Below are 22,217 nucleotides of genomic sequence, written 5' to 3' on the forward strand. Positions count from 1 at the left end.
TCCTGCCTGCGATACGAGCCATCCCGTTTGCCGCCCAGAGGGTGTCCCTGGGAGGAAGGGATTGTGTTCGCGGGGTCGCGCCCGCCCGCGAGTTCTTCCAACACGCAGTCGGCCCGCGACACGCCTTGTAAGCGTGCTTCGATGATTCGCTCCTCATGGAGCGAGATGTCGAATGACTGCATGTCTTTGTGCCACTTCCTAGAACGTTTCCCAGTCCGCGTCCGAGCCCGCCGCGGTCGCGCTGGACGCGCCCGAACGTGCTGCGGAATCGGCGGACGGACGAACGGTCTTCGGCCGCAGCGCCGGTTCGACGCGCGCCGCGCCTGCTTCGTGCGCGGTGGTCGCCGGTGCTGCGAGTGATGCCGTGTTGCCTGCTGTCGCCGCGCTTGCCGCCGGTGCGGCGTGATTCGCCGCATGGCCGGCGCCGGCTTTCGGCCCGGCCTTGACCGCAGCTTTGCTCTTGCTGCCGTTGCTACTGAAATTCCCGCTGCTACGCGCCACCGCTGGCGAACGCGCCGCCGGCGCGGCGCTGCTGCGCGTCTGCCCGCCAGCCACCTTCCAGCCGGTCAACACCGCTTGCAACTGACGCGTCTGATCTTCGAGCGACGCGGCCGCGGCCGCCGCCTGTTCGACCAGCGCAGCGTTTTGCTGCGTAACTTCGTCCATCTGCACGACCGCGCGATTCACCTGCTCGATGCCGCCGGACTGCTCTTCCGACGCCGCGCTGATTTCGCCCATGATGTCGGTCACGCGCCGCACCGCCTGCACGATCTCGTCCATCGTGGTGCCTGCACGGCCGACCAACGCCGAGCCGCTTTGCACCTTGTCGACCGAGTCGCCGATCAGTTCCTTGATTTCCTTCGCGGCGCTCGCGCTGCGCTGCGCGAGGCTGCGCACTTCGCCGGCCACCACCGCGAAACCGCGGCCCTGCTCGCCGGCGCGGGCGGCTTCGACCGCCGCGTTCAGCGCGAGAATATTGGTTTGAAACGCGATGCCTTCGATCACGCCGATGATGTCGACGACCTTGTTCGAGCTGGTCGCGATGTCCTGCATCGTCGTGACGACCTGGCTCACCACGTCGCCACCGCGCGTGGCGATGTCCGACGCGTTAACGGCCAGCTGGCTCGCCTGACGCGCGTTCTCGGCGTTCTGGCGCACGGTGCCGGTCAGCTGCTCCATGCTCGACGCGGTTTCCTGCAGCGAGGACGCTTGCTGTTCGGTACGTTGCGACAGATCGGTGTTGCCCATCGCGATTTCGCGCGCGCCCGTGTCGATCGATTCGGTGCTGCTGTGCACGGCCCTCACCATCGTCGACATGCTGTCCTGCATCCGCTTGATGCCGGCGAACAGAATGCCGATTTCGTTGCGGCTGAACACATTGATCGACTCGGACAGATCGCCCGCCGCGATCCGCTCGAAACATGCGGTCGCATCTTTCAGCGGTTGCACGATCAGGCCGCGCAGCGCGAAACGGATGCCCACCACCACGACCAGCGCGAACAGCGTGAACGCGATAATCAGCGTCGTCATCAGCGAGATGTTCGACTGCGCGCCGGCCTGCAGATCCACGGCGCTCTGCTGCAACGCCTTGATGACGGCCGACGCCGCGCCGTCGTAGGCGATGAACATCGGGCTGATTTTGGTGTCGGCGATCGCGTGGTACGCGTTCATGTCGTTCGCATTCAACGCCGCGAACTCCGGATCGACGCCGTCGCGCATCACCGCCGTGCGCTTGGCGAGCACGTCGTCGAGCAGCGCCGAATCGATACCGGCCTTCGGCGCATCGAGGTACATCTGCCAGCTTTGATTGCCCTTGACCAGCAGTTCCTGCGCGCGGTCGATCGCCTTCTTCGCTTCGTCCGCATTACCCGCGGCCGACAGCGTGTTGAAACGATCGATCGCGAGACGCGAGCGCAACAGATATGCGGAAGCATCGTCCAGGGCGTGAATCGCCACCAGATCGCCACGCGCGATGCGGTCGAGCGACTGGCTCGCGCGATTCAGCGCGGTTAACCCAAGGGCGCCGACCACCACGGTCAGCGCCGCCAGAAGGATCCCCACCATCGTCAATGACGTGCGAATCGACCACCTGCTCAGCATCTCGATGCTCCCTGTCCCAATCTTTCGTTAAAGCGACTGCTGCTACCGCCGCCGTTAGGCGCCGAGTGCTTCGATCAGCGCCATTTCGCGGCTGGTCATCAGCTTCTCGATGTCCATCAGGATCAGCATGCGGCCGTCGACGGTGCCCAGTCCCGTGAGGTACTCGGTCGTCAGCGTCGCGCCGAATTCCGGCGCCGGCATGATCTGGTCGGTGGCAAGCGTCAGCACGTCCGAGACGCCGTCCACCACCATCCCGACCACGCGATGCGCGACGTTCAGGATGATGACGACCGTCTGATGGTCGTATTCGACGCGGCCCAGATGGAACTTGATGCGCATGTCGACGATCGGCACGATGATGCCGCGCAGATTGATCACGCCCTTGATGAACTCCGGCGCATTGGCGATCCGCGTCACGTTGTCGTAGCCGCGGATTTCCTGCACCTTGAGAATGTCGATGCCGTACTCTTCGGCGCCGAGCGTGAAGACGAGGAATTCCTGACCGCCGGCGTCTGCCTGCTGCGCGTCGCGGCGGCCATTCGTACCGCTCGCGTTCGCGACGCTCGAATTGATGGATTGGACTTCTGCCACGTTAGCCCCCAAACGGTTGGGATGAAATAAGTTGAGTGAGTGTTACGCCGGGTGTAAGCGACATCATGCGAGGCTCATCGCACCGTGCGCGTGGCGCGTTTCGCGATTCAGCGCCGCCACGTCCACGATCAGCGCGACGCTGCCGTCGCCGAGAATGGTCGCCGCGGAAATGCCGTGCACCTTGCGGTAATTCGTTTCCAGATTCTTCACGACCACCTGCTGCTGGCCCACCAGTTCGTCGATCAGCATCGCAAAGCGGCGCCCTTCGGTCTGCATGATGGTGACGATGCCCTGGGTCGGCTCCTGCTTCGCGTCGTCGACGGTGAACACTTCGTGCAACGCGACCAGCGGCAGGTATTCACCGCGCACGCGCACCACGCGTTCGCCATTGGCCACGGTGTAAATGTCTTCGGCTTGCGGCTGCAGCGACTCCATCACGAAGTTCAGCGGCAGAATGAAAATCTCGTTGCCGACCTTCACGGACATGCCGTCGAGAATCGCCAGCGTGAGCGGCAAGACGATTCGCGTGGTGCTGCCCTTGCCGGCGTGCGAGGTGATTTCCACGTGACCACCCATCGACTGGATGTTCCGCTTCACCACGTCCATGCCGACGCCACGGCCGGAGACGTCCGTGACCTGTTCCGCCGTCGAAAAGCCCGGCAGGAAGATCAGGTTCCAGACTTCTTCGTCGCTCATCGTCTCGCTGACCTGCATGCCCTGCTTGGCCGCCTTCGCGAGAATCTTGTCGCGGCGCAGACCCGCGCCGTCGTCGCTCACTTCAATGACGATGTTGCCGCCATGGTGAGCCGCCGACAGCACCAGCTGGCCGGTCGAATCCTTGCCCGCCGCGCGCCGCGCTTCCACGGTTTCGATGCCGTGGTCGAGACTGTTGCGCACCAGGTGAGTCAACGGATCGATAATCCGTTCAATCAGGCTCTTGTCGAGTTCGGTCGCCTGACCGAAGGTGACGAGCTCCACTTCCTTGCCGAGTTTCGCCGCCAGATCGCGCACCAGACGCGGGAAGCGGCTGAACACGTAATCCATCGGCATCATGCGGATCGACATCACCGCTTCCTGCAGATCGCGCGCATTGCGCTCGAGCTGCGCCATGCCGTTGAAGAGCCGGTCGTGCAGCGCCGGATCGAACGTGCTGGTGGTTTCCGCGAGCATGGCTTGCGTGATCACCAGTTCGCCGACCAGGTTGATCAGTTGATCGACCTTTTCGACACCGACGCGAATCGAGCTGCCTTCCGCGCCGCCCGCTGCCGCAGCCGGACGGGCCGCGGCCTTGCGGTCCTGTTCGGCAGGCGCGGCGGCGCTCGCCGCCGGCGCCGTGCTGGCCGCCGGTGCGCTGCTAGCCGCGGCGGGTTGCGCCGCCGCTGCCTCGAACAGACCGTGTGTTGCAGCGGGCGCAGCGGTGTTGGCCACCGGGGCCGACGACGCTGCCTGCACCGCTTCTACTGCCTGTGTTGCTTGCGCCGGGGCCGAATCGGCAGCGTCGGGCGTTCCAGGTTCGCCTTGCTGCGTTTCGTCCGCCGGTGCGGTGCCGCGGCCGATCGAGATCTGACTTTCGTCGATCACGAAACAGCAGACGGCGATGATATCGTCGGAGGTCACGTCGGTCTGGAGCCACAGCGTAAAGTCGCCACCGCTCTTGACCTGCCCGACGATGTTGCCCAGGTTGCCCAGCTCTTCGGCCAGCAGTTCCTGGTCCTTCTCCCCAACGCCCCGTAGCGTAATTTTCAGATGGGGACCGGCGTTATTGTCCGCGCCGGCTCCCGCGGCTTGCCCGGTCTGAGCCGGTTCGCCGTCAGCCCATTCACCCGCCGCCGCTTGCACCGCCTGTTCGACGACGTGCTCCGGCGGGGTACCGCCTTGTACCGCCTGTGTTTCAACCACTGCCGCTGCAACAGGCGCGGCTGCCGTTGCGGCTTGCGCCGGTGCTGCCGGCGCGCCACCCGCGCGGCTTTCCGCGTGCAACTGTTCGAGCTTCGCGCAGATCGCCTTGGCGATCGCGGCGTCCGGCTCGGCGCTCGCCCGGTAGTCGGCAAGCTGGCCGGACAATACGTCCTTGGTTTCGAGGAACGTATCGATCATGTCCTTGCGCAGCACGAGTTCGTTATTGCGTGCGCGGTCGAGCAGCGATTCGAGAATGTGGGTCGTTTCCGTCAGCGCGGTAAAGCCGAACGTCGCCGCGCCGCCCTTGATGGAATGCGCCGCGCGGAAAATCGCCGCGAGGTCTTCCGGGTCCGGATGCGCGATGTCCAGATTGAGCAGCAACTGCTCCATCTGCGCGAGCAGTTCGTCCGCTTCGTCGAAGAACGTCTGATAGAACTGAGTGATGTCGAGTGTCATGCCTGGGTCACCGCGAGAGTTCCTGTCTAGGCTTGGGCTACCGTGCCGCCGCGTCGAGAGCTTCTATAACTTGGTCTAAGGGTGGTGCTTACGCCTGATCCGGTTCGGCCAACGCCGCCACCAGTTCGGTCAGCATGTCCGGGTCGAGTGGCTTTTCGATCCAGCCGGTCGCGCCCGCCGCTCGCGCCGCCGCCTTGAAGGGCTCGCCCGATTCCGTCGTGAGGACGAGGATGGGTGTCGCCTGGTAGGCCGGGTTGCCGCGCAGCGCGGCGATCAGATCGAGGCCGGTCTTGCCCGGCATGTGCTGGTCGGTCAACACGAGGTCGAACGACATGGCGAGCGCGTTTTCGAGCCCTTCGTTGCCGTCCGACGCGAGCGTCACCTCATAGCCGGCCGTCGTCAGCGTCGCGGCGAGAATCTGCCGCATCGATGCCGAATCGTCGATTGCCAGGATATGCCTGATCATGAAAACCTCGCTGCACTTACGCTATGGGCCGCCGGGCGGTCCGCGCCCGTGGGCGCGTGAACCGGCCAGACGACCGCTGTCTGTTACTGGGCCGCCGGCGCCGCCGCCGGCAACTTCGGTGCAGCCGTCACCGGCTGCGCAAGCTTTTGCAGCAGCGGCTTCGAGCCGGCTGCGTCGTCCGACAAGGTGGTCGTGGTGGAGTCGTCGTGATCGAGCGCCTCTTCCGACTTCTTGTTCAACACGATGATGCTGATGCGGCGGTTTTCCGGATCCATCGGGTCCGCCTTGTTCAGGTTCTGCGTCGACGCGAGACCGAGCACGCGCATCACCTTCGCTTCGTCCATGCCGCCGGCGATCAGCTCGCGGCGCGATGCATTGGCGCGGTCCGCGGACAGTTCCCAGTTGCTGTAGCCCTTCTCGCCGCCCGCATACTGCGCGGCGTCGGTGTGCCCCTGCACGATGATGCGGTTCGGGACGTCGTTCAACGTGTGGCCGATCTCGCGCAAAATGTCGCGCATGTACGGCTCCACCTGGTCTTTCGCGGTCGCGAACATCGGCCGCTTCTGCGAGTCGACGATCTCGATGCGCAGGCCGGTCAGCGTCGAGTCGATGCGGATCTGCTGCTTGAACTGGCGCAACACCGGATTCGCTTCAATGGCGGCCATCAGCTTGACCTGCAGATCGTGCAGCCGAACCTGCTCACGGCGTTCCAGCTCGCCTTGCGACTGATTCATCGAGTCGTCGTTGCTGTGCGAAACGGTCCGCTGGGCACGGCTGTTCTGACCGTCCGTGATACGCGTAATACCTTGAGCGTCGGTCGAAATGTCGCGGCCGCCGCCCTTCAGAATGCTGGAGTCTTCCGCGCTGCGATCGCCGCCCCACAGCGTCACTTTCAACGGCTGGTTGAAGTAATCGGCGATCCCCTTCAACTGCACCGTGGAAGCCGAACTCAGCAGCCACATCAGCAGGAAGAACGCCATCATCGCGGTCATGAAGTCCGCATACGCGAGCTTCCATGCGCCGCCGTGATGGCCGGCCTTCTTCGGTGCTGCGCGCTTGACGACAATGGCGCGGTCTTTATCCTTGCTCATCGATTCGGTTCCCGGCGCCCTTTACTTGGCCTTGACGCGGCGCACGTGCTCTTCGAGCTCGGCGAACGACGGGCGCTCGGTCGAGAAGAGCACCTTGCGGCCGAATTCGACGGCGATCGCCGGGGCATAACCGTTCAGGCTGGCCAGAATCGTCACCTTGATGCACTGGAACATCTTGGTCGACTCGGTCACGCGCTGTTCGGCAACGCTCGCAAGCGGCCCGATCAGCCCGTACGAAAGCAGAATCCCGAGGAAGGTGCCGACCAGCGCCTGGGCGATCATCTCGCCAAGCACCGCGGGCGGCTTGTCGGCCGAGGCCATGGTGTGCACCACGCCCATCACCGCAGCCACGATCCCGAACGCCGGCATGGCGTCGCCCACCTTGTTCAGTGCGTGCGCGGGCGCCTCGCCTTCCTGGTGATGCGTTTCGATTTCCTCGTCCATCAGACTTTCAATCTCGAACGCATTCATGTTGCCGCCCACCATCAAGCGCAGGTAGTCGGTCAGGAATTCGATGATGTGATGGTCGGCGAGAATCTTCGGGTATTGCGTGAAGATCGGACTCTTCGACGGATCGTCGATGTCCGCCTCCAGCGTCAGCGTGCCTTCCTTGCGCGCCTTGGCCAGCAGAACGTAGAGGAGGGCCATCAGCTCCATATAGACGTCCTTGTTGTACTTCGCGCCCTTGAACAGGGTTGGAATGACGCGCAGCGTCGCCTTGATCGTCTTCATTCCGTTGCCGAGAATGAACGCGCCGACGCCCGCACCGACGATCATCAGCACTTCAACAGGCTGCAGCAGCGCGCCAAGATGGCCGCCTTCCAGCGCGTAACCGCCGAAAACGGACAACAGCGTCACGAGAGTTCCCACGAAAATCAGCACTGCCGAGCCCTCACAAAGAAGCGACGGTGACCGTCGTTAATCTGGTTTACGGCAACGGAGCAGAAAACTTTGACGGAAAAGCGGCTCGTCGCTCCGGTGTAAACCAGAGGCGGATGCGCCAGACCCGGCAAGGGCCGGCGCGGAACGGGCGGACCGAAGGGTCCGCCGGATAGGGAAGTGGCCGGCGCGCGGTGCGGCGGCGTGCCGCGGGCGGCTGCGGTGGCCGTTGCGGTGGCCGTGGCGGCCGGAGTGGCCGCGTTGGTCGCCCGCAGCCGCCCTGGCTCAGGCTTCGAGTGCGGCAAGGTTCTCGCGGGCGCGAGCGTCGGCGAATTTCTTGGCGTCGGCGAATTTCTTTGTCTTACCGGCCCGCGACGGCGGCTGGCACAGCCCGCACACAAACGCATGCTGCGGATCGTGTGCGTGCGCGACAAAATGTCCCCCGCAACGGCAGCAGGCGGTCATTTGCAGCATGCCGGAATCGAAGAAACGCACCAGCGTCCACGCACGCGTGAGGCTGAGCACCGGCTCGTCGTCGTGCAACTGGACATGCTCCAGATACAGCCGGTAGCTTTTCACGATCGACTGGATCGTCTGGCAACCGCCGTGGCCGGCCATGAAACGGTAGATGTTGTAGAACAGCGAAGAATGAAAGTTCGGCTGCCAGGTCATGAACCAGTCGGTCGAAAACGGCAACATGCCCTTGGGTGGCGACACCCCTTTCAATTCCTTATATAGCTTGATGAGCCGGTCGCGCGACAGACTGGTTTCTGCTTCCAGCAATTGCAAGCGCGCGCCCAGTTCGATCAGTTCGATGGCCAGGGTGATTTCCCTGACTTCGAGCACCACACTTTTATAGGCCATCCGCGTGCCGATCTCCCGTCCTGATCGCTTTGTTTGACGTGCGAGCTGCCATCAGCCGAGTTGCTCGACTGGCTGGCTAGCCATCAGGATCGCGGAATGCGCCTGAGCCACGGCGCTGGTCTTGCCTTTGTCCGCGAGCGCGGACAACACGGCATGGTCGTCGAAACGGAAACGGCACAACACCTGATTGGACGCCGCCAGCTTGACGGTCTGCGCCAGAGACAAACTGGCGAGCACATCGGCTAACTGGTCCGAAATCCCCATGCGAAACATGCCCATCGGCTTGTCTTCGCGCAGCAATCGCTGCGCTAGCAGGAGATACGACAGGTTGACTTCTCTGATCTCATTGAGCATTTCGCTTGTCGCGCTCATGATTCCCCCGGGGTAAATCTGGCTGGTCAGGCCGTTACGGAAACGTTTGCTCGAACGCGCGCACCCAAACCGCACGAATCGGCTCGTTTCTGGTCTTGCGCACATTGTCTCGAAAGGGGCAGCGGACGAAAATCGGACAGACACCCAGCCTGCCTGACGGATAAATCCGTCATTCGTGTAGGAATAATTCCTACAAAGAGACGTGCAGGGGGAAGTGAGCTGGCGCGATATGCGCGCAATTTGTGCTTTCCAATGCGTGTTGAATACGCGCCTGGAAAGGATGAGGAGTGAACGGTGAGTGTTTAGCCACTCTGAATCCGCACCTCTGCTGCGGTGAAAAATAATTATAAGACCATTTCACTTCTGCGCAACGCGTGCTTACGCAGGTGCGTAGTGTCGGCCCTCCAGCGGCCGGGCGCGCGGCTTGCTGGAGCGTGCGCAGCGTTTCATTTCGAATGGCGACCATCGGTTGAATGCCCACGGTGAGCGTCCAGTCGACCTGTAACGCACCATGTTTCGCGCTGTAACAACATTAAGCGTTTGAAAAATAACTCGAATTAGCTCGGCCGATCCCGATAATGAACGCTAAGGGATTACCCGATGCAGGTTCGGAGCACCCCCGGGCGGCGGCTTACCGCGCCCAACCGTCCGACAGGCATTCGCTCTTCGCTCGACTCGAGCGCCGCGTGCGAAGCCGTTCTGAATAGGAGAAACGCATGCGAATCGCACAAATTGCGCCGTTGTATGAAGCCGTCCCGCCGAAGCTCTATGGCGGCACCGAACGCGTCGTGTCGTACCTGACCGAAGCGCTGGTCGACCTCGGCCACGATGTCACGCTGTTTGCGAGCGGCGACTCGGTCACGTCCGCGAATCTCGACGCCTGCTGGCCGCGCGCACTGCGTCTCGATCCGACGATTCGCGACGCGTTGGCGCCGCACGTGCTGATGATGGAAAAGGTGCGCAAGGTTGCGCATGAGTTCGACGTGCTGCACTTCCACCTCGACTACATGCCGTTCCCGCTGTTCACGACCATGGACACGCCGTTCGTGACCACGCTGCACGGCCGCCTTGATTTGCCGGAACTGCAACCGGTGTTCGACGCGTTCTCCAATGTGCCGGTGGTGTCGATTTCCGATTCGCAGCGTCTGCCGTTGCCGCAAGCCAACTGGCTGAACACGATTTACCACGGGTTGCCGGATCAGTTGCTGACGCCGCAGGCGCACAAGAAGCCGGAATACCTGGCGTTCCTCGGCCGCATTTGCCCGGAGAAGCGCGTCGATACAGCGATCAAGATCGCTGCACAAAGCGGTTTGCCGCTGAAGATCGCCGCGAAGGTGGACAAGGTCGACCAGGAATACTTCAAACGCGAGATCGAGCCGCTGCTGTCGATGGCGCACGTGGAGTTCGTCGGCGAGATCAACGAGGCGCAGAAGCCCGAGTTCCTGTCCGGCGCCAAGGCGCTGTTGTTCCCGATCGATTGGTCCGAGCCGTTCGGCCTGGTGATGATCGAGTCGATGGCCTGCGGCACGCCGGTCATCGCATTCAACCGTGGTTCGGTGCCGGAAGTGATCGATCACGGCGTGACGGGCTACATTGTCGAGGACGTGCAAGGCGCCGTGGCCGCGCTGCAGCGTCTGGACGAGTTGTCGCGGACGGAGATTCGCGCGCAATTCGAACGCCGGTTTAGTTCGAAAACGATGGCGCAGAACTATGTGGACGGCTATTCGGCCCTGATCGAAGCGACCCGCCGGCCGATGCTGCGCCAGGTGGCAGTGGGCTGAGATCGGGTTGAATGAGGTGAATAGCGTGGGACAAGCGCGTTGAGTCCCATCGTTTAGCGGCGTTTAAGCGTGGCGCTCACCCGCTTACGCCGCTTTCAGAGACTTTCCCATTTCCCGGCCAAGCCGGCAGTCAATTCAGCATGTGAATCGTTTGCGCGGGCGGGAAGTCAGAGTTATCCCACCTCTTTTGCAGAAAAAGCCGCCTCCCCGGGCGGCTTTTTTAATGCCGGTATGGATACGCTCCCATACCGGATTCGCGTGCGGTCAATAAGTCCGATTGCCGGCTAACCTTCAGTTGGCTTTCGCCGGGCTGCAAATAGACTCACGCCGCGCCAATCAGAAAACGTTCGCGATTCTTGCCGGCAATCCACTTAGGCGGTTTGCCGCGCCCGCTCCACGTATTGCCCGATTTGGGATCCTGGTATTTAGCGGGCAACGGCGCCTTCTTGGGCGGGCGTCCTCGCCGCGCCGCGACCGCAAAGCCCAGGTCCTGCGCGCTTAGACCGTATTCAGCGATCTTTTGGCGGATGTCGGCGACGACATTGTCGATTTCAGTACGGCGCGCTTCTTCTGCTTGCGCCTGCAATTTGGCGATCTGCGCCTTGAGATCTGCGTATTGTGACATTCCGGCTCTCCCCTTTTCTAGAACTCATTCGCTCGCAGACTAACTGCAATTATAAAAATTCGCAATGGCCAATAATACCGATTTAGGAAGATATCCTCTGATAATTATTAAACTTCGATGAATTGTAAAACGCCATCTTTATCCGGCAATAATAGGTAAAGCAGACTCCTCTTTTGACAATTCTTGACACCCATTCTGGCTGCCCTTCCTTAGAATTGCGCGTCTCAAACCTCTACGCGCGGCTTGTGCCATCTGTGCCGTGTAAAGCGCCATTCTTTTTAGGATTACCGATCATGCCGTTGTCAAAACGCCTCGCCGCCGAGCTCTTCGGCACCTTCTGGCTCGTACTCGGCGGCTGCGGCAGCGCCGTCCTCGCCGCCAACTTCGCCGGCCCGGTTCATGGTCTCGGCATTGGCTTCGTGGGCGTGGCGTTCGCGTTCGGGTTGACCGTGTTGACCATGGCTTATGCGATCGGCCACATTTCCGGCTGCCATCTGAATCCGGCGGTGAGCGTCGGCTTGACGGTCGCCGGGCGCTTTCCAGCGCGTGATCTGCCGTCGTATATCGTTGCGCAGGTAATCGGTGCGGTGCTCGGCGCGTTGGTGCTGTCGCTGATCGCGTCCGGCAAACCCGGTTTCGACCTCGTGGCCAGCGGCTTCGCCAGCAACGGCTATGGCGAACGCTCGCCGGGCCACTATTCGCTCGCGGCGGCGTTTATTTGCGAAGTGGTCATGACCGGCGTCTTCCTGTTCGTCATTCTGGGCGCAACGGACAAGCGCGCGCCGGCCGGCTTCGCGCCGATCGCCATTGGCTTGTGCCTGACGCTGATTCATCTGATCTCCATTCCGGTCACCAACACGTCGGTCAATCCGGCTCGCTCCACGGGGCCGGCACTCTTCGTCGGCGGGGCGGCAATGGATCAGCTTTGGCTGTTCTGGGTGGCGCCGATCCTCGGCGCGATGATTGCAGGCGTGCTGTATCCGGTTATCGCCGAAAACCGCCGCGGCAATTCGGCGACGCTGGCAGTCGACTGATCGGCGGATGCGGTTGAGCAAGCAGATTAAGCGGGCGCCTCGGCGCCCGCTTCGCTTTGTTTCGGGTCGTTCCGTTGCCGGTTCACCCTTGCATCGCGTTCGGCATGCCGCGAAGGGCGGGCTGAAAGTCCGCTGCTAGAATCGTGCGACTTCCCAAGCTCGCACAGGTACTACCAATGAACCGTTTCCGCGGATTTCTGCATGGCATCGCACTCATTGTCGGCGGCTTGTGCGCCGACGCGCTGGCTTTACCCAATGCGCATGCGACCGACAGTCATACCGAAACGCTCGTGTTCGTGCGGCACGGCGAGAAACCCGCAGCGGGCTACGGGCAACTCAATTGCCAGGGGTTGAACCGGGCGCTGGCTTTGCCGGCGGTGATCGCGGCCAAGTTCGGCAAACCGGATGCGATCTACGCCCCCGATCCCGGCCAGCAGAAAGACGACAGCGGCCACCCTTACTACTACATCCGGCCGCTTGCCACGATCGAGCCGACGGCCATTCAATTCCAGATGCCCGTACAAACGCCGTACGGGTTTGCGCAGATCGACCAGTTGGGTGCCGCGCTCGTGAATCCCGACAATCGCGGCAAGCTGATCGTCGTTGCCTGGGAGCACAAGCTGATCGTGAAGTTGTTGCGCCAGATGCTGAGCGCGCACGGCGGCAATCCCGCCGATGTCCCGAACTGGAAGAGCGACGACTTCGACAGTATTTATATTGTTCGCCTCAACTGGCAGAACGGCGTCGCCCAGGCGACTTTCAAGCATGACCGCGAGGGCCTAGATGGCCGTTCTACCGATTGCCCGTGCGCGGCGCTGCCCGGCGCGCCATCGGCGGCTGCATCGGCGGCTGCATCGGCGGCTTCGTCGAACGCGGCGGATTAATTCGGTAATACAGATGTAAGCCACGATTACGAACACGGCGGCCAGGTTTCCGGCAAATCGTTTCTGGCAACTCATTACGCCGGCGTCGTTCTTTCTTCTGGGTGGTAGGGAAACCGTCTATAGAACAGCGAGTTGGCGGAGGCCGCCATGCTGAGCAGCGCGTCATGGACCCGGCTTCAGCGAGCTTTCAACCCTGTGAAGATGCTTGCAGTCCGTAACATCTCGTCGCAGTCACCTCGGGCCGGCATGCGTACATTGATCCTGTGCGACAAACACTCGTCGCCTCACAGGAGAACAACATGAAACGCATCGTCACTCACTTGCTCGTTGCCGCAGGACTCGCGGTCGGCGTATGCGGTGTCGCGCAAGCGCATACGAATCTGAATATCGGCCTGTCGCTCGGCGTACCGGTCTATGCGCAACCGGCTCCGGTCTATGCAGCGCCACAACCGGTCTACTACCGCGATGGCGGATGGGACCATCGCTATGATCGCGGTGACTACTACCGCCGTGACCACCGCGATGGGCGTGGTTGGGATCATAACGACCGCCGCTGGGGCCATGACGATCGCGGCGGTTACCGCGGTGGATGGCACGGGTGATCGTTCAGCACACTAACGCGCTCCAGGATGCCGCTGAGCGATCGCGAATGATTGAGCGTGCGCTGCCTGGGCTTTTCAAATAGCTTGCGTCGCAAACCGGCCCGCTTCCATGAAACTGGAACCGGGCCGGTTTCATTTCAGCTCAGGACATGAGTTCGTCGTTAAGCGAGAAAAGCTTACGCAGATGGTGCGCAACTCCCGCCTCGAAATTGTTGCCGATACGCGGCACATTCGGCAGGCGCGTGATGAGATCCGGGTTGGCGTTGTTCATCATGAACGGATGGCCCGCCGTCTCCAGCAGATCGATGTCGTTCATGTTGTCGCCGAACGCCACGCACTGCGCGGCATTCACGCCCAGGCGCCCGAGCACGATCTGTAACGCTCGCCCCTTCGATACGTTCGACGTCATCACTTCCAGACAGTCCGGCAGCGAATACGTGACGTACAACGCGTCGCCGAATTCGCGCTCAAGGTTCGTTGCGACTTGCGCGAGATCGGCGGGGTCGCCGATGTAGAGAACCTTCGCGATGTCGGCGCCGTTGTGTTTCGGCAGATCGGTCACCTCGTAGGTGAAGCCGGAATCCTGATGGAATTTCAACAGATCCGGCGCATCGCGATCGATCAACCACGCCTGGTCCGCGAACAGGTTGACGATGATGCGGCCATGCTCGCCGACGATTTCCGGCAGCACCAGGCGTTGCACGATCGCGGGCGGCAGGTCGTCGGCGTGGATCACGGTGTTGTCTGGCGCATGAATACGCGCGCCGTTCGACGTAATCAGATACGGGCTGATGCCCAGCACGTCGCGAATGCCTGCGACGTCGCAATAATGACGGCCCGTTGCGATCACGAAGTACAGCCCGTCGCTTTCCAGCTTGCGTACGGTGGCGACCGTGAACGGGTCCACCTGATGATCCGCATTGAGCAGAGTGCCGTCGAGATCCGTGGCAATGACTTTGTACATGGTGTGAGCAACCGGGCAGCGTCGAAGCGCGTATTTTACCGTTGCCTGACGAAATCGCGGCTGCGGTCCGCACCGCCGCCGGTGAAACCTGGGCTGCGCGCTTAAACGGCGCGCTCAGCCAGCACTTCAACCAGCGCACTTCAACCAGCGCGCTCAGCCGGCAATGCGCCGGGCTTCGCGCTGCGCAAGTTGCAATCCACCATGCGCGGAGTCGGCCAGCGGCTCGCGCAACCTTGCCTGACAAGCCTGCGGCACATGCTCGCGCAAAGGCGCGCCAAGGCCACCGCACAAGGCGACCGGCAAGCTCGCCGACGGATCCAGCGCGGCTATCATCTTGCCCACTTCCGCACCCGCCTCGTCAAGCAGACGCGCCGCAAACGGATGCGTGCGATACGCGATGACGATCGGCGCCAGCCTCGCATAAGCGGTCTGATTGGCCTCGCAGAGCCAGACGACCAGGCTGTCTCGGTCGTGCGCACCGGTGTGGGCAAGCAGCGCCTGCGCGAGATCGTCGCGGGGAACGCGCCCGTCGAGCGATTGCTGCGCGTGCACGATGGCGCGCAGCCCGAGCCACGCACCGCTCGCTTCGTCGCCCGACGGATAACCGAAGCCGCCGATGATGCGGCATTCGCCGTCGCCGTCGAGCACAGCCGCCACGCTGCCGGTGCCCAACGCCACGATCACGCCATGCGCGCCGCCGTGCGCGCCGAGCAACGTGGTGTAGGCGTCGCTTTCCACCGCGAGCCCCGCGACAGCGGGCGCCTGCGCGCGAAACGCGGCGAGCCATTCGCGATTGTTGACCCCGGCCAGACCACAACCCAGCACGCAACGCGACCAGTCGAGCGCGATCCCAGCGCTCGCGAATGCGTCACCGCAGCCGGCCGCGATGGATTGCCACGCGCGCTCGACGCCCAGCCCCAAACCCGACGGCCCGCTTGCCGCCTGTGCCAGTTCGCGACCCTGCGCGTCGCCGAGCACCACGCGCGTGCCGCTACCGCCACCGTCAACGCCGATCAGAAAGAGGTCTTGGCTCATCGAATTGAAAGAGTTCAGAGGGTGAATAACGCGTAGCGTGGCAGGTCCGTTTCAATCCCGCAATCGGCCGAATGGCCAGCTTGCGCGACATGCGGCTTCGGCTATGCTTGCGGGCGACATGACAACGCAGGAGCACGACGGTGACACAGCGATGCAACTGGGCGTCGAGCGAATCGCTCGCACACTATCACGACACCGAATGGGGCGTGCCCTCGCGCGACGACCAGCATCTATTCGAGATGCTGGTGCTGGAAGGCGCTCAGGCAGGCTTGTCATGGTCGACGATTCTTAACAAACGGGCCGGCTACCGCCGCGCCTTCGCCGATTTCGACATCGACAAGGTGGCCCGCTTTACGCAGAAACACGTGGAGGCGCTGGTTGCGGATGAAAGCATCGTGCGCCATCGCGGCAAGATCGAAGCGGCCATCACCAATGCACGCGCCGTGCAGCAGATCCAGAGCGAGCACGGCTCGCTGGCGAACTTCGTGTGGTCGTTCGTCGACCAGACGCCGATCCAGAACGATTGGGCGTCGTACAAGCAGGCGCCTGCCTCGACCGAAGTCTCGGACGCGCTCAGCAAGGCGCTCAAACGCTACGGCTGCAAGTTTGTCGGATCGACGATCTGTTATGCATTCATGCAGGCGGTCGGCATGGTGAACGACCACGAGACGAATTGCATGTGTCGGGTGCAATGCGCGGCGCTTGGCAAGAAGGGACGCAACCGCAAGGCGGTTTGACGCGGCCGGCGCGCCAAATCCGCGAATTGAGGGTCTTTCGCCGCGCTAGTCCGGGCTTCGTTAATCGGTGCGCGCCTGATACTGATCGTCATGCGCACTAACAACGAATAACCGCTGCGTAACGCGTGGGAGACCAACCATGAAAACGCTTAACTTCCTGACGCATCAGGATATTTTCGATCAGGCCGTCACTCATCTGCTTGGCCAGAAGCGCGCCGCGCTGCTGCCGCGCGGCGGGGGCGCCTACCGCGGTTATTGCGGCGGCTGTCCAGTCGGCAGCTTCATCAAACCGCTCGACTATATGAGCGCGATGGAGGGCATTCCCGTGCGCTACATCGGCAAATCACTCGTGCAGGTGCCCGCTTACATGGACGTCGGCGTGTCGGCGCTAAAGAAAGCGCTGCTGCGCGCGCGCCTCAACGTCTATGACCCAGCCACCATCGACCTGCTCAGTTGCCTGCAGAACGTCCACGACGTATTCGGCACCTGGGAATGGCATGAGCGATTGAGTTCGATCGCCCTGCAATTCAGCCTGTCATCTGAGCGACTGAAAAGCGCCGCTTAATCCCCGTCAACTCACCTTAAACCACCGCGCTCAACGGTCTTCGACGGCCCCAAAAGCAAAACGGCGATGTGGCTTCTTTCGAAGCTCACACCGCCGTTCGGCCGTGCTAAAAAAGCGTGCTTAGTGCAGCTTTTTCGGCAGCATCTGGCTGCGCAGGCGCTTGTGCAGGCGCTTCACAGCAGCAGCCTTCTTGCGCTTACGTGCCGTAGTCGGCTTTTCGTACGATTGGCGCTCACGCAGTTCAGCGATCAGGCCATTCTTTTCGATTGCGCGACGAAAGCGGCGAATCGCCACTTCGAACGGCTCGTTTTCCTTCAGAAGAATCGTCGTCATGTAATTCCTAACTCAATCACTTGATACGGGTTAATTTGCGTGGCGGGAAACCGCTCACGCGCCGGCCCTCCGGTCGTTTCGATTCATGGCCAGTAACAGGCAAACGCGGGCAGAACCCGGCCAAACCACGAATGAAACGAGAGGCAAAGCGGCCACGGAGGCCGGAAAAGAGAGGTGGGGAGTTCACCGCCGAACGCGGACAGACGTTAATGCAAAAGCCGCGTCTGTTGCCGTTTCGCCAACCTTTCATCAACGGAAAACATTGACGAAACAGGCAAAGATCTCAATTCACTCCCGATGATATCAGGAAACTCCCCATCCTACCAGGGGTTTAGCGATTGCGCCAGGCCATCCGCGCGTCAGGCGCTCGCCTCGTCCAGCTCGCGGATATCGGCGCCCGTGAGCATCAAATGGACGGCGGCCGCCAAGCTTTTAAGCTGTTCGACCGAAGTCGCGCTGGCAATCGGCGCCGTTACGCTGGGCCTCGCGATCAGCCAGGCGAGAGCGACGGTGGCGGGCGTGCTGCCGTGCTGGTCGGCGACGCGGTCGAGCGCGCCGAGAATCCGCAAGCCGCGTTCGTTCAGATATTTCTCGACGCGGCTGCTGCGGGCTTTGCCCGCCAGATCCGCCGACGAGCGGTATTTGCCGGACAGAAAACCACTCGCCAGGCTCCAATACACCACCACACCGAGCTGATTGGCCAGCGCCACCGGTTCGACGTCGCGTTCATACTCGGCGCGGTCATACAGGTTGTACTCCGGCTGCAGCAGTTGATATTCGGGCAGTTGGTGCTGGCGGGACACCGCCAGCGCTTCCTCGATCCGCGCGCCGCCGTAGTTTGAAGCGCCGATCACCCGAACCTTACCGGCCTCGATCAGCTTCTGGTAAGCACCGAGCGTTTCGGCGAGCGGCGCGGCAGTGTCGTCGTCGTGGGAAAAATAAATGTCGATGTAATCCGTTTGCAGGCGCCGCAGCGAATCCTCGACCGCCGCCTGAATGTTCGCCGCCGACAACCCCAACCGCTGCGGATGCTTCGAAACCTTGGTCGCCAGCACGATCCGGCTGCGCTTGCCGCTCCGCTGGAACCATTTACCGATAATGCTCTCCGACTCGCCGCCCTGGTTGCCGGGCACCCAGGCCGAGTAGACGTCGGCGGTATCGATGAAGTCGAGACCCGCGTCGACGAACGCATCCAGAATGGAAAACGAAGTCGCTTCATCGGCGGTCCAGCCGAAAACATTGCCGCCAAACATAAGCGGCGCGACCTGCAATTCGGTTCGTCCAATCCTGCGTTTCTGCATGATTTCTCCCGAGTTTGTTACAAGATAAAACGAGAATACGTCACCTTTTCAATCCCTGCAGTGCGCCCGCCAAGCAAGCCAGCAAGCGGCTTCCAGCGATGTGGCGCAGCGTCGCGGCGGCAAAACAATTGGGAAGGCATTGAACAAAGTGCCTCAAGTTTTTTTTAGGGGCGCCGTCAACCTTCACTGAGGCGGCCAGCAATGAACGAGTGCTTCCGCCGATGCCAACGTGGCGTATTGGGCTCAAGGCTTATTTAGGAGATTTTCATGCTCGGAATCAATAGCAACATCAACTCGCTGGTTGCACAGCAAAACCTCAATGGCTCGCAAAGCGCCCTCTCGCAAGCCATCACGCGTCTGTCTTCGGGCAAGCGCATCAACAGCGCGGCCGACGACGCAGCAGGTCTGGCGATCTCGACGCGTATGCAAACGCAGATCAACGGTCTGAATCAAGGCGTGTCGAACGCCAACGACGGCGTGTCGATGATTCAAACGGCATCGAGCGCACTGTCGTCGCTGACCTCCAGCCTGCAACGTATTCGCCAGCTGGCTGTGCAGGCATCGACCGGCACGCTGTCGTCGAGCGACCAGGCCGCACTGCAACAGGAAGTTTCGGCACAGATCTCGGAAGTGAACCGTATCGCGTCGCAAACGACGTACAACGGCACGAACATTCTGGACGGCTCGGCAGGTAACGTGACGTTCCAGGTCGGCGCTAACGTTGGCCAGACCATCAGCCTGAACCTGAGCCAGTCGATGTCGGCAGCGAAGATCGGTGGCGGCCTGGTGCAAACGGGTCAAACCGTCGGCACGGTGTCGGTCAGCGTCGACGCAACGGGTACGTACACGTCGGCAGCTAGCCCGGCCATCACGGCAATCAACGTGTTGTCGGACGGCAAGGGCGGCTATACCTTCACCGACCAGAACAACCAGGCAATCGCCGCAACCGTCGCAGCTGCAGTGTTCGGCGCAGGCGCAACGGCAGGTACGGGTACGCAAGGTACGGCACTGGCACTCCAGGCCGCTGCAACGACGACGGCAGGCGCAGGTTCGGCAGCTCAGGCTTCGGCAGTGGCGCAGATCAACGCGATCAACAGCCCGCCGACGGTCTCGAACCTGAACATCAGCACGGTGACGGGCGCGAACGAAGCGATGGTCTCCATCGACAACGCTCTGCAAACGGTCAACAACCTGCAAGCATCGCTGGGCGCCGCGCAAAACCGTTTCACGGCAATCGCTACGTCGCAGCAAGCTGAGTCGACCGATCTGTCGTCGGCACAATCGCAAATCACGGACGCCAACTTCGCACAAGAAACGGCGAACCTGAGCAAGGCGCAAGTGCTGCAACAAGCAGGTATCTCGGTGTTGGCGCAAGCTAACTCGAACCCGCAGCAAGTTCTGAAGCTCCTGCAATAAGAGCTGACGTAGTACTGGCTGCGCGCCGCGCTATCAAAAGACGGCGCGCAGCCGGGTTTCAAGCAACGGGAGGCACGCCTCCCGATGTGCATTTGCAACACACGATGCTGTAGCATCCCGCACTACCCAATTTCAGATTCCTAGACGCCTGGAGCCTCAGCATGTCCTCGATCTCAACCACGTCTTCTACAGCGAGCGCCAACGCTGCGCTGCAGTCGGCCGCTCAGTCGATCATCAGCGGCTCGACGGGCAATTCGTCGATGGACGTGTCGTCGCTCGTCACGGCGCTCGTGAACGCAAAGACCGCGGGACAAGCCGCGGCGCTGTCGGCGCAACAAACCACCGACAACACCAAACTCTCCGCGTACGGCGCACTGAGCGCCGCGCTGAGCGCGCTGCAATCCGGTATTGCCGGTCTGGCGAGCGGTTCGACGTTGTCCACCTTCACCGCCACCGCCACCGGCACCGGCCTGGCCGCTACGGCCGGCAAGGGCGCCGTGGCCGGCAGCTATACGGTCGCCGTGCAACAGATCGCCGGTTCGCAGGCGTTGTCGTCGGCGGCGTTCGGCGCGACCACGCAACTTGGCACCGGCACGTTGACGATCGGGCTCGGCAGCCAGTCGGTGAACGTCAGCATCGACAGCACCAACAACACGCTGTCCGGCATTGCGGCCGCGATCAACGGCGCCAGCGGCAACCCCGGCGTGACGGCGACGGTCGTGACCGGCACGGACGGCGCCCACCTTGTGCTGCGCTCGGCGAACAGCGGCGCGGCCAACGTGATCAACGTGACGACCAACGTCACGAGCGACAACGGCTTGTCGAGCCTCGGTGTGACGTCGACGGCCAGCACGACGGGCGGTCAGTCGACCATCACCTCGGCGAATACGAGCAGCGCCTGGTCGCAAAGCACCTCCGCCCAAGACGCGGAGTTCTCGATCAACGGCATCGCCGCGACCAGCGCAAGCAACTCGGTAACGAGCGCCATTTCGGGCGTCACGTTGAATCTGTCGGCGGCAGCGGTCAACACGTCGCAGACGCTGAACGTTACGCCGGATACAACGGCGGAAAGCAGCGCGATCAACACCTTCGTGAGCCTGTACAACACCGTCGTCACGACGATGGCCACGCTCACCTCGTATAACTCGTCGTCATCGTCGCAAGGCCCGCTGCTGGGCGACTCGACGCTGTTGACCATTCAGAACGCCCTGGCCTCGGTGGTGGGCGGCGCGGTCGGCTCGGGCAGCACCGGCACCACGCTGGCGTCGATCGGCATCACGCTGAAAGACGATCCGGCGGACGGCACGCTCGTGGTCGACAGCCCGACACTGACCACCGCACTGACGGCCAACCCGGCGACGGTCGCTTCGCTGTTCAACTCGACCAACGGCATCGCCGCGCAGTTGAACAACGACATCACGACGTTCACGCAGACCGGCGGCATCATCGATACCCAGAACACCGGGCTGAACACCGATCTGAAGAGCGTCGCCACGCAGCAAAGCGCGCTCGCCGACTACACGGCGCAATTGACGAGCCAGTATCAGGCGCAGTTCACGGCGCTGAACACGTTGATGGCGAGTGCCAACAGCAATTCGCAATACCTGACCGCGCTGTTCGGCGGCGCCAACAGCGCTGGTGCATTGGCCAGCGCCAACAACTCGTAATCGCCGAGCCTGACGGAGGCGCTCAACATGAACCAGACGGAATTAGTCGATCGCCTGCTGGCAATGACGCAGGAAATCGCCCAGGCGGCGTCGCTGGCAGACTGGCCGGAAGCGGCCCGCCTTACCGAAGCGCGCTCGCCGCTGCTAATGTCGCTGGTGGCCGAGCAGGAACCGGCCGCGCTGGAAAAGATTCGCCAGATCCAGGCCATGGACGCGGCGCTGCTGGTGGAAGCCGAAACGACGCAGAACGAACTGCATGTCGAGTTCGAAGCGGCCATGGGACGCGCCAAGGCAGCCGGCGAGTACCAGCGCATGGCCCGCATGTAAGCAGATTTACCGCGGAACCTGAAAGCCGCCGCTTTGTCGCGAGGCAAGCGGACACCGGCACCAGGTCCTCGCGTACAACCCGACAATAAGAACTACGCGTCGAAGTGGGACGCGCTCGTTCCCTCAGCCCGCCTAGTGCGGGCTTTTTTCTGTCATTCGGCGCCCGCGCCTGCCCGTCCATACGCTAAACAGGCGGCGTTTTTACCGTCATCTCCGCGCATCGGAAAC

Annotated in this window: 22 protein-coding genes; 9 read left to right on the forward strand and 13 right to left on the reverse strand. The window is 62.3% G+C overall.

All coding sequences use genetic code 11. The annotated features are described in order from the left end of the window. Nucleotides 1-198 precede the first annotated feature (198 nt). The 8 genes from B0G83_RS25190 to flhD all read right to left on the reverse strand — a co-directional run bounded on the left by B0G83_RS25190 (nucleotide 199) and on the right by flhD (nucleotide 8,718). Nucleotides 199-2,100 carry a methyl-accepting chemotaxis protein gene (locus tag B0G83_RS25190; RefSeq protein WP_105510115.1) on the reverse strand — a complete coding sequence of 634 codons (1,902 nt, stop codon included), beginning with the start codon at nucleotides 2,098-2,100 and terminating at the stop codon, nucleotides 199-201. A 54-nt stretch (nucleotides 2,101-2,154) separates the two neighbouring features. Then, nucleotides 2,155-2,691, reverse strand: coding sequence for a chemotaxis protein CheW (locus tag B0G83_RS25195; protein WP_035562576.1), 537 nt, complete (start codon nucleotides 2,689-2,691; stop codon nucleotides 2,155-2,157). Between the two features lie 63 nt (nucleotides 2,692-2,754). Continuing rightward, nucleotides 2,755-5,046 carry a chemotaxis protein CheA gene (cheA, locus tag B0G83_RS25200; RefSeq protein WP_105510116.1) on the reverse strand — a complete coding sequence of 764 codons (2,292 nt, stop codon included), beginning with the start codon at nucleotides 5,044-5,046 and terminating at the stop codon, nucleotides 2,755-2,757. An 88-nt stretch (nucleotides 5,047-5,134) separates the two neighbouring features. Further along, entirely contained in the window at nucleotides 5,135-5,512 is a 378-nt protein-coding gene (locus B0G83_RS25205) for a response regulator (protein WP_105510117.1), read from the reverse strand. An 83-nt stretch (nucleotides 5,513-5,595) separates the two neighbouring features. Beyond that, complete coding sequence (gene motB / locus B0G83_RS25210) at nucleotides 5,596-6,603, reverse strand: flagellar motor protein MotB (RefSeq protein ID WP_035554444.1); 1,008 nt, start codon at nucleotides 6,601-6,603, stop codon at nucleotides 5,596-5,598. A 21-nt stretch (nucleotides 6,604-6,624) separates the two neighbouring features. Then, nucleotides 6,625-7,485, reverse strand: a complete 861-nt coding sequence (gene motA, locus B0G83_RS25215; RefSeq protein WP_006050895.1) for a flagellar motor stator protein MotA — start codon at nucleotides 7,483-7,485, stop codon at nucleotides 6,625-6,627. A gap of 282 nt (nucleotides 7,486-7,767) precedes the next feature. After that, entirely contained in the window at nucleotides 7,768-8,346 is a 579-nt protein-coding gene (gene flhC / locus B0G83_RS25220) for a flagellar transcriptional regulator FlhC (protein ID WP_105510118.1), read from the reverse strand. Nucleotides 8,347-8,397: 51 nt separating this feature from the next. Then, a complete protein-coding gene (flhD, locus tag B0G83_RS25225) occupies nucleotides 8,398-8,718 on the reverse strand; it encodes a flagellar transcriptional regulator FlhD (RefSeq protein ID WP_035562573.1) in 321 nt (106 codons plus the stop codon). A 716-nt stretch (nucleotides 8,719-9,434) separates the two neighbouring features. On the opposite strand from flhD, the gene B0G83_RS25230 reads away from it, so the two are divergent. Next, nucleotides 9,435-10,499 carry a glycosyltransferase family 4 protein gene (locus B0G83_RS25230; protein WP_035554440.1) on the forward strand — a complete coding sequence of 355 codons (1,065 nt, stop codon included), beginning with the start codon at nucleotides 9,435-9,437 and terminating at the stop codon, nucleotides 10,497-10,499. 322 nt (nucleotides 10,500-10,821) lie between these two features. Here the strand turns inward: B0G83_RS25230 and B0G83_RS25235 are convergent, their stop codons facing one another. Next, complete coding sequence (locus tag B0G83_RS25235; protein ID WP_035554438.1) at nucleotides 10,822-11,124, reverse strand: H-NS family nucleoid-associated regulatory protein; 303 nt, start codon at nucleotides 11,122-11,124, stop codon at nucleotides 10,822-10,824. A 293-nt stretch (nucleotides 11,125-11,417) separates the two neighbouring features. Here B0G83_RS25235 and aqpZ point away from each other — a divergent pair, with 293 nt between their 5' ends. From aqpZ to B0G83_RS25250, 3 genes are all read left to right on the forward strand, one after another. Further along, nucleotides 11,418-12,158 (forward strand): aquaporin Z, encoded by a 741-nt coding sequence (aqpZ, locus tag B0G83_RS25240; RefSeq protein ID WP_105510120.1) that lies wholly within the window; start codon nucleotides 11,418-11,420, stop codon nucleotides 12,156-12,158. Nucleotides 12,159-12,334: 176 nt separating this feature from the next. Beyond that, complete coding sequence (locus B0G83_RS25245) at nucleotides 12,335-13,042, forward strand: histidine phosphatase family protein (protein ID WP_105510121.1); 708 nt, start codon at nucleotides 12,335-12,337, stop codon at nucleotides 13,040-13,042. Between the two features lie 299 nt (nucleotides 13,043-13,341). Continuing rightward, a complete protein-coding gene (locus B0G83_RS25250; RefSeq protein WP_105510219.1) occupies nucleotides 13,342-13,644 on the forward strand; it encodes a PXPV repeat protein in 303 nt (100 codons plus the stop codon). 142 nt (nucleotides 13,645-13,786) lie between these two features. Here B0G83_RS25250 and B0G83_RS25255 read toward each other — a convergent pair whose 3' ends face one another. Then, nucleotides 13,787-14,608, reverse strand: coding sequence for a Cof-type HAD-IIB family hydrolase (locus B0G83_RS25255; protein ID WP_105510122.1), 822 nt, complete (start codon nucleotides 14,606-14,608; stop codon nucleotides 13,787-13,789). A 153-nt stretch (nucleotides 14,609-14,761) separates the two neighbouring features. Beyond that, the gene (locus B0G83_RS25260; protein ID WP_105510123.1) at nucleotides 14,762-15,643 is read right to left on the reverse strand and encodes a BadF/BadG/BcrA/BcrD ATPase family protein; all 882 of its coding nucleotides are present in this window, start codon (nucleotides 15,641-15,643) and stop codon (nucleotides 14,762-14,764) included. Between the two features lie 140 nt (nucleotides 15,644-15,783). On the opposite strand from B0G83_RS25260, the gene B0G83_RS25265 reads away from it, so the two are divergent. Next, complete coding sequence (locus B0G83_RS25265; RefSeq protein WP_105510124.1) at nucleotides 15,784-16,380, forward strand: DNA-3-methyladenine glycosylase I; 597 nt, start codon at nucleotides 15,784-15,786, stop codon at nucleotides 16,378-16,380. A gap of 139 nt (nucleotides 16,381-16,519) precedes the next feature. Continuing rightward, entirely contained in the window at nucleotides 16,520-16,945 is a 426-nt protein-coding gene (locus tag B0G83_RS25270; protein ID WP_105510125.1) for a hypothetical protein, read from the forward strand. A gap of 120 nt (nucleotides 16,946-17,065) precedes the next feature. Here B0G83_RS25270 and rpsU read toward each other — a convergent pair whose 3' ends face one another. Then, entirely contained in the window at nucleotides 17,066-17,278 is a 213-nt protein-coding gene (gene rpsU / locus B0G83_RS25275) for a 30S ribosomal protein S21 (RefSeq protein ID WP_006050883.1), read from the reverse strand. A gap of 359 nt (nucleotides 17,279-17,637) precedes the next feature. After that, the gene (locus B0G83_RS25280) at nucleotides 17,638-18,579 is read right to left on the reverse strand and encodes an aldo/keto reductase (protein WP_105510126.1); all 942 of its coding nucleotides are present in this window, start codon (nucleotides 18,577-18,579) and stop codon (nucleotides 17,638-17,640) included. 267 nt (nucleotides 18,580-18,846) lie between these two features. Here B0G83_RS25280 and B0G83_RS25285 point away from each other — a divergent pair, with 267 nt between their 5' ends. From B0G83_RS25285 to B0G83_RS25295, 3 genes are all read left to right on the forward strand, one after another. Further along, the gene (locus tag B0G83_RS25285; protein WP_105510127.1) at nucleotides 18,847-19,995 is read left to right on the forward strand and encodes a flagellin; all 1,149 of its coding nucleotides are present in this window, start codon (nucleotides 18,847-18,849) and stop codon (nucleotides 19,993-19,995) included. Nucleotides 19,996-20,156: 161 nt separating this feature from the next. Then, on the forward strand, nucleotides 20,157-21,662 hold the full coding sequence (fliD, locus tag B0G83_RS25290) for a flagellar filament capping protein FliD (protein WP_105510128.1): 1,506 nt from the start codon (nucleotides 20,157-20,159) through the stop codon (nucleotides 21,660-21,662). Nucleotides 21,663-21,689: 27 nt separating this feature from the next. After that, on the forward strand, nucleotides 21,690-21,989 hold the full coding sequence (locus B0G83_RS25295; RefSeq protein WP_105510129.1) for a flagellar protein FliT: 300 nt from the start codon (nucleotides 21,690-21,692) through the stop codon (nucleotides 21,987-21,989). The last annotated feature ends 228 nt before the right edge of the window (nucleotides 21,990-22,217 follow it).

Source organism: Paraburkholderia sp. BL21I4N1, assembly GCF_002973525.1.
Lineage (GTDB): Bacteria > Pseudomonadota > Gammaproteobacteria > Burkholderiales > Burkholderiaceae > Paraburkholderia.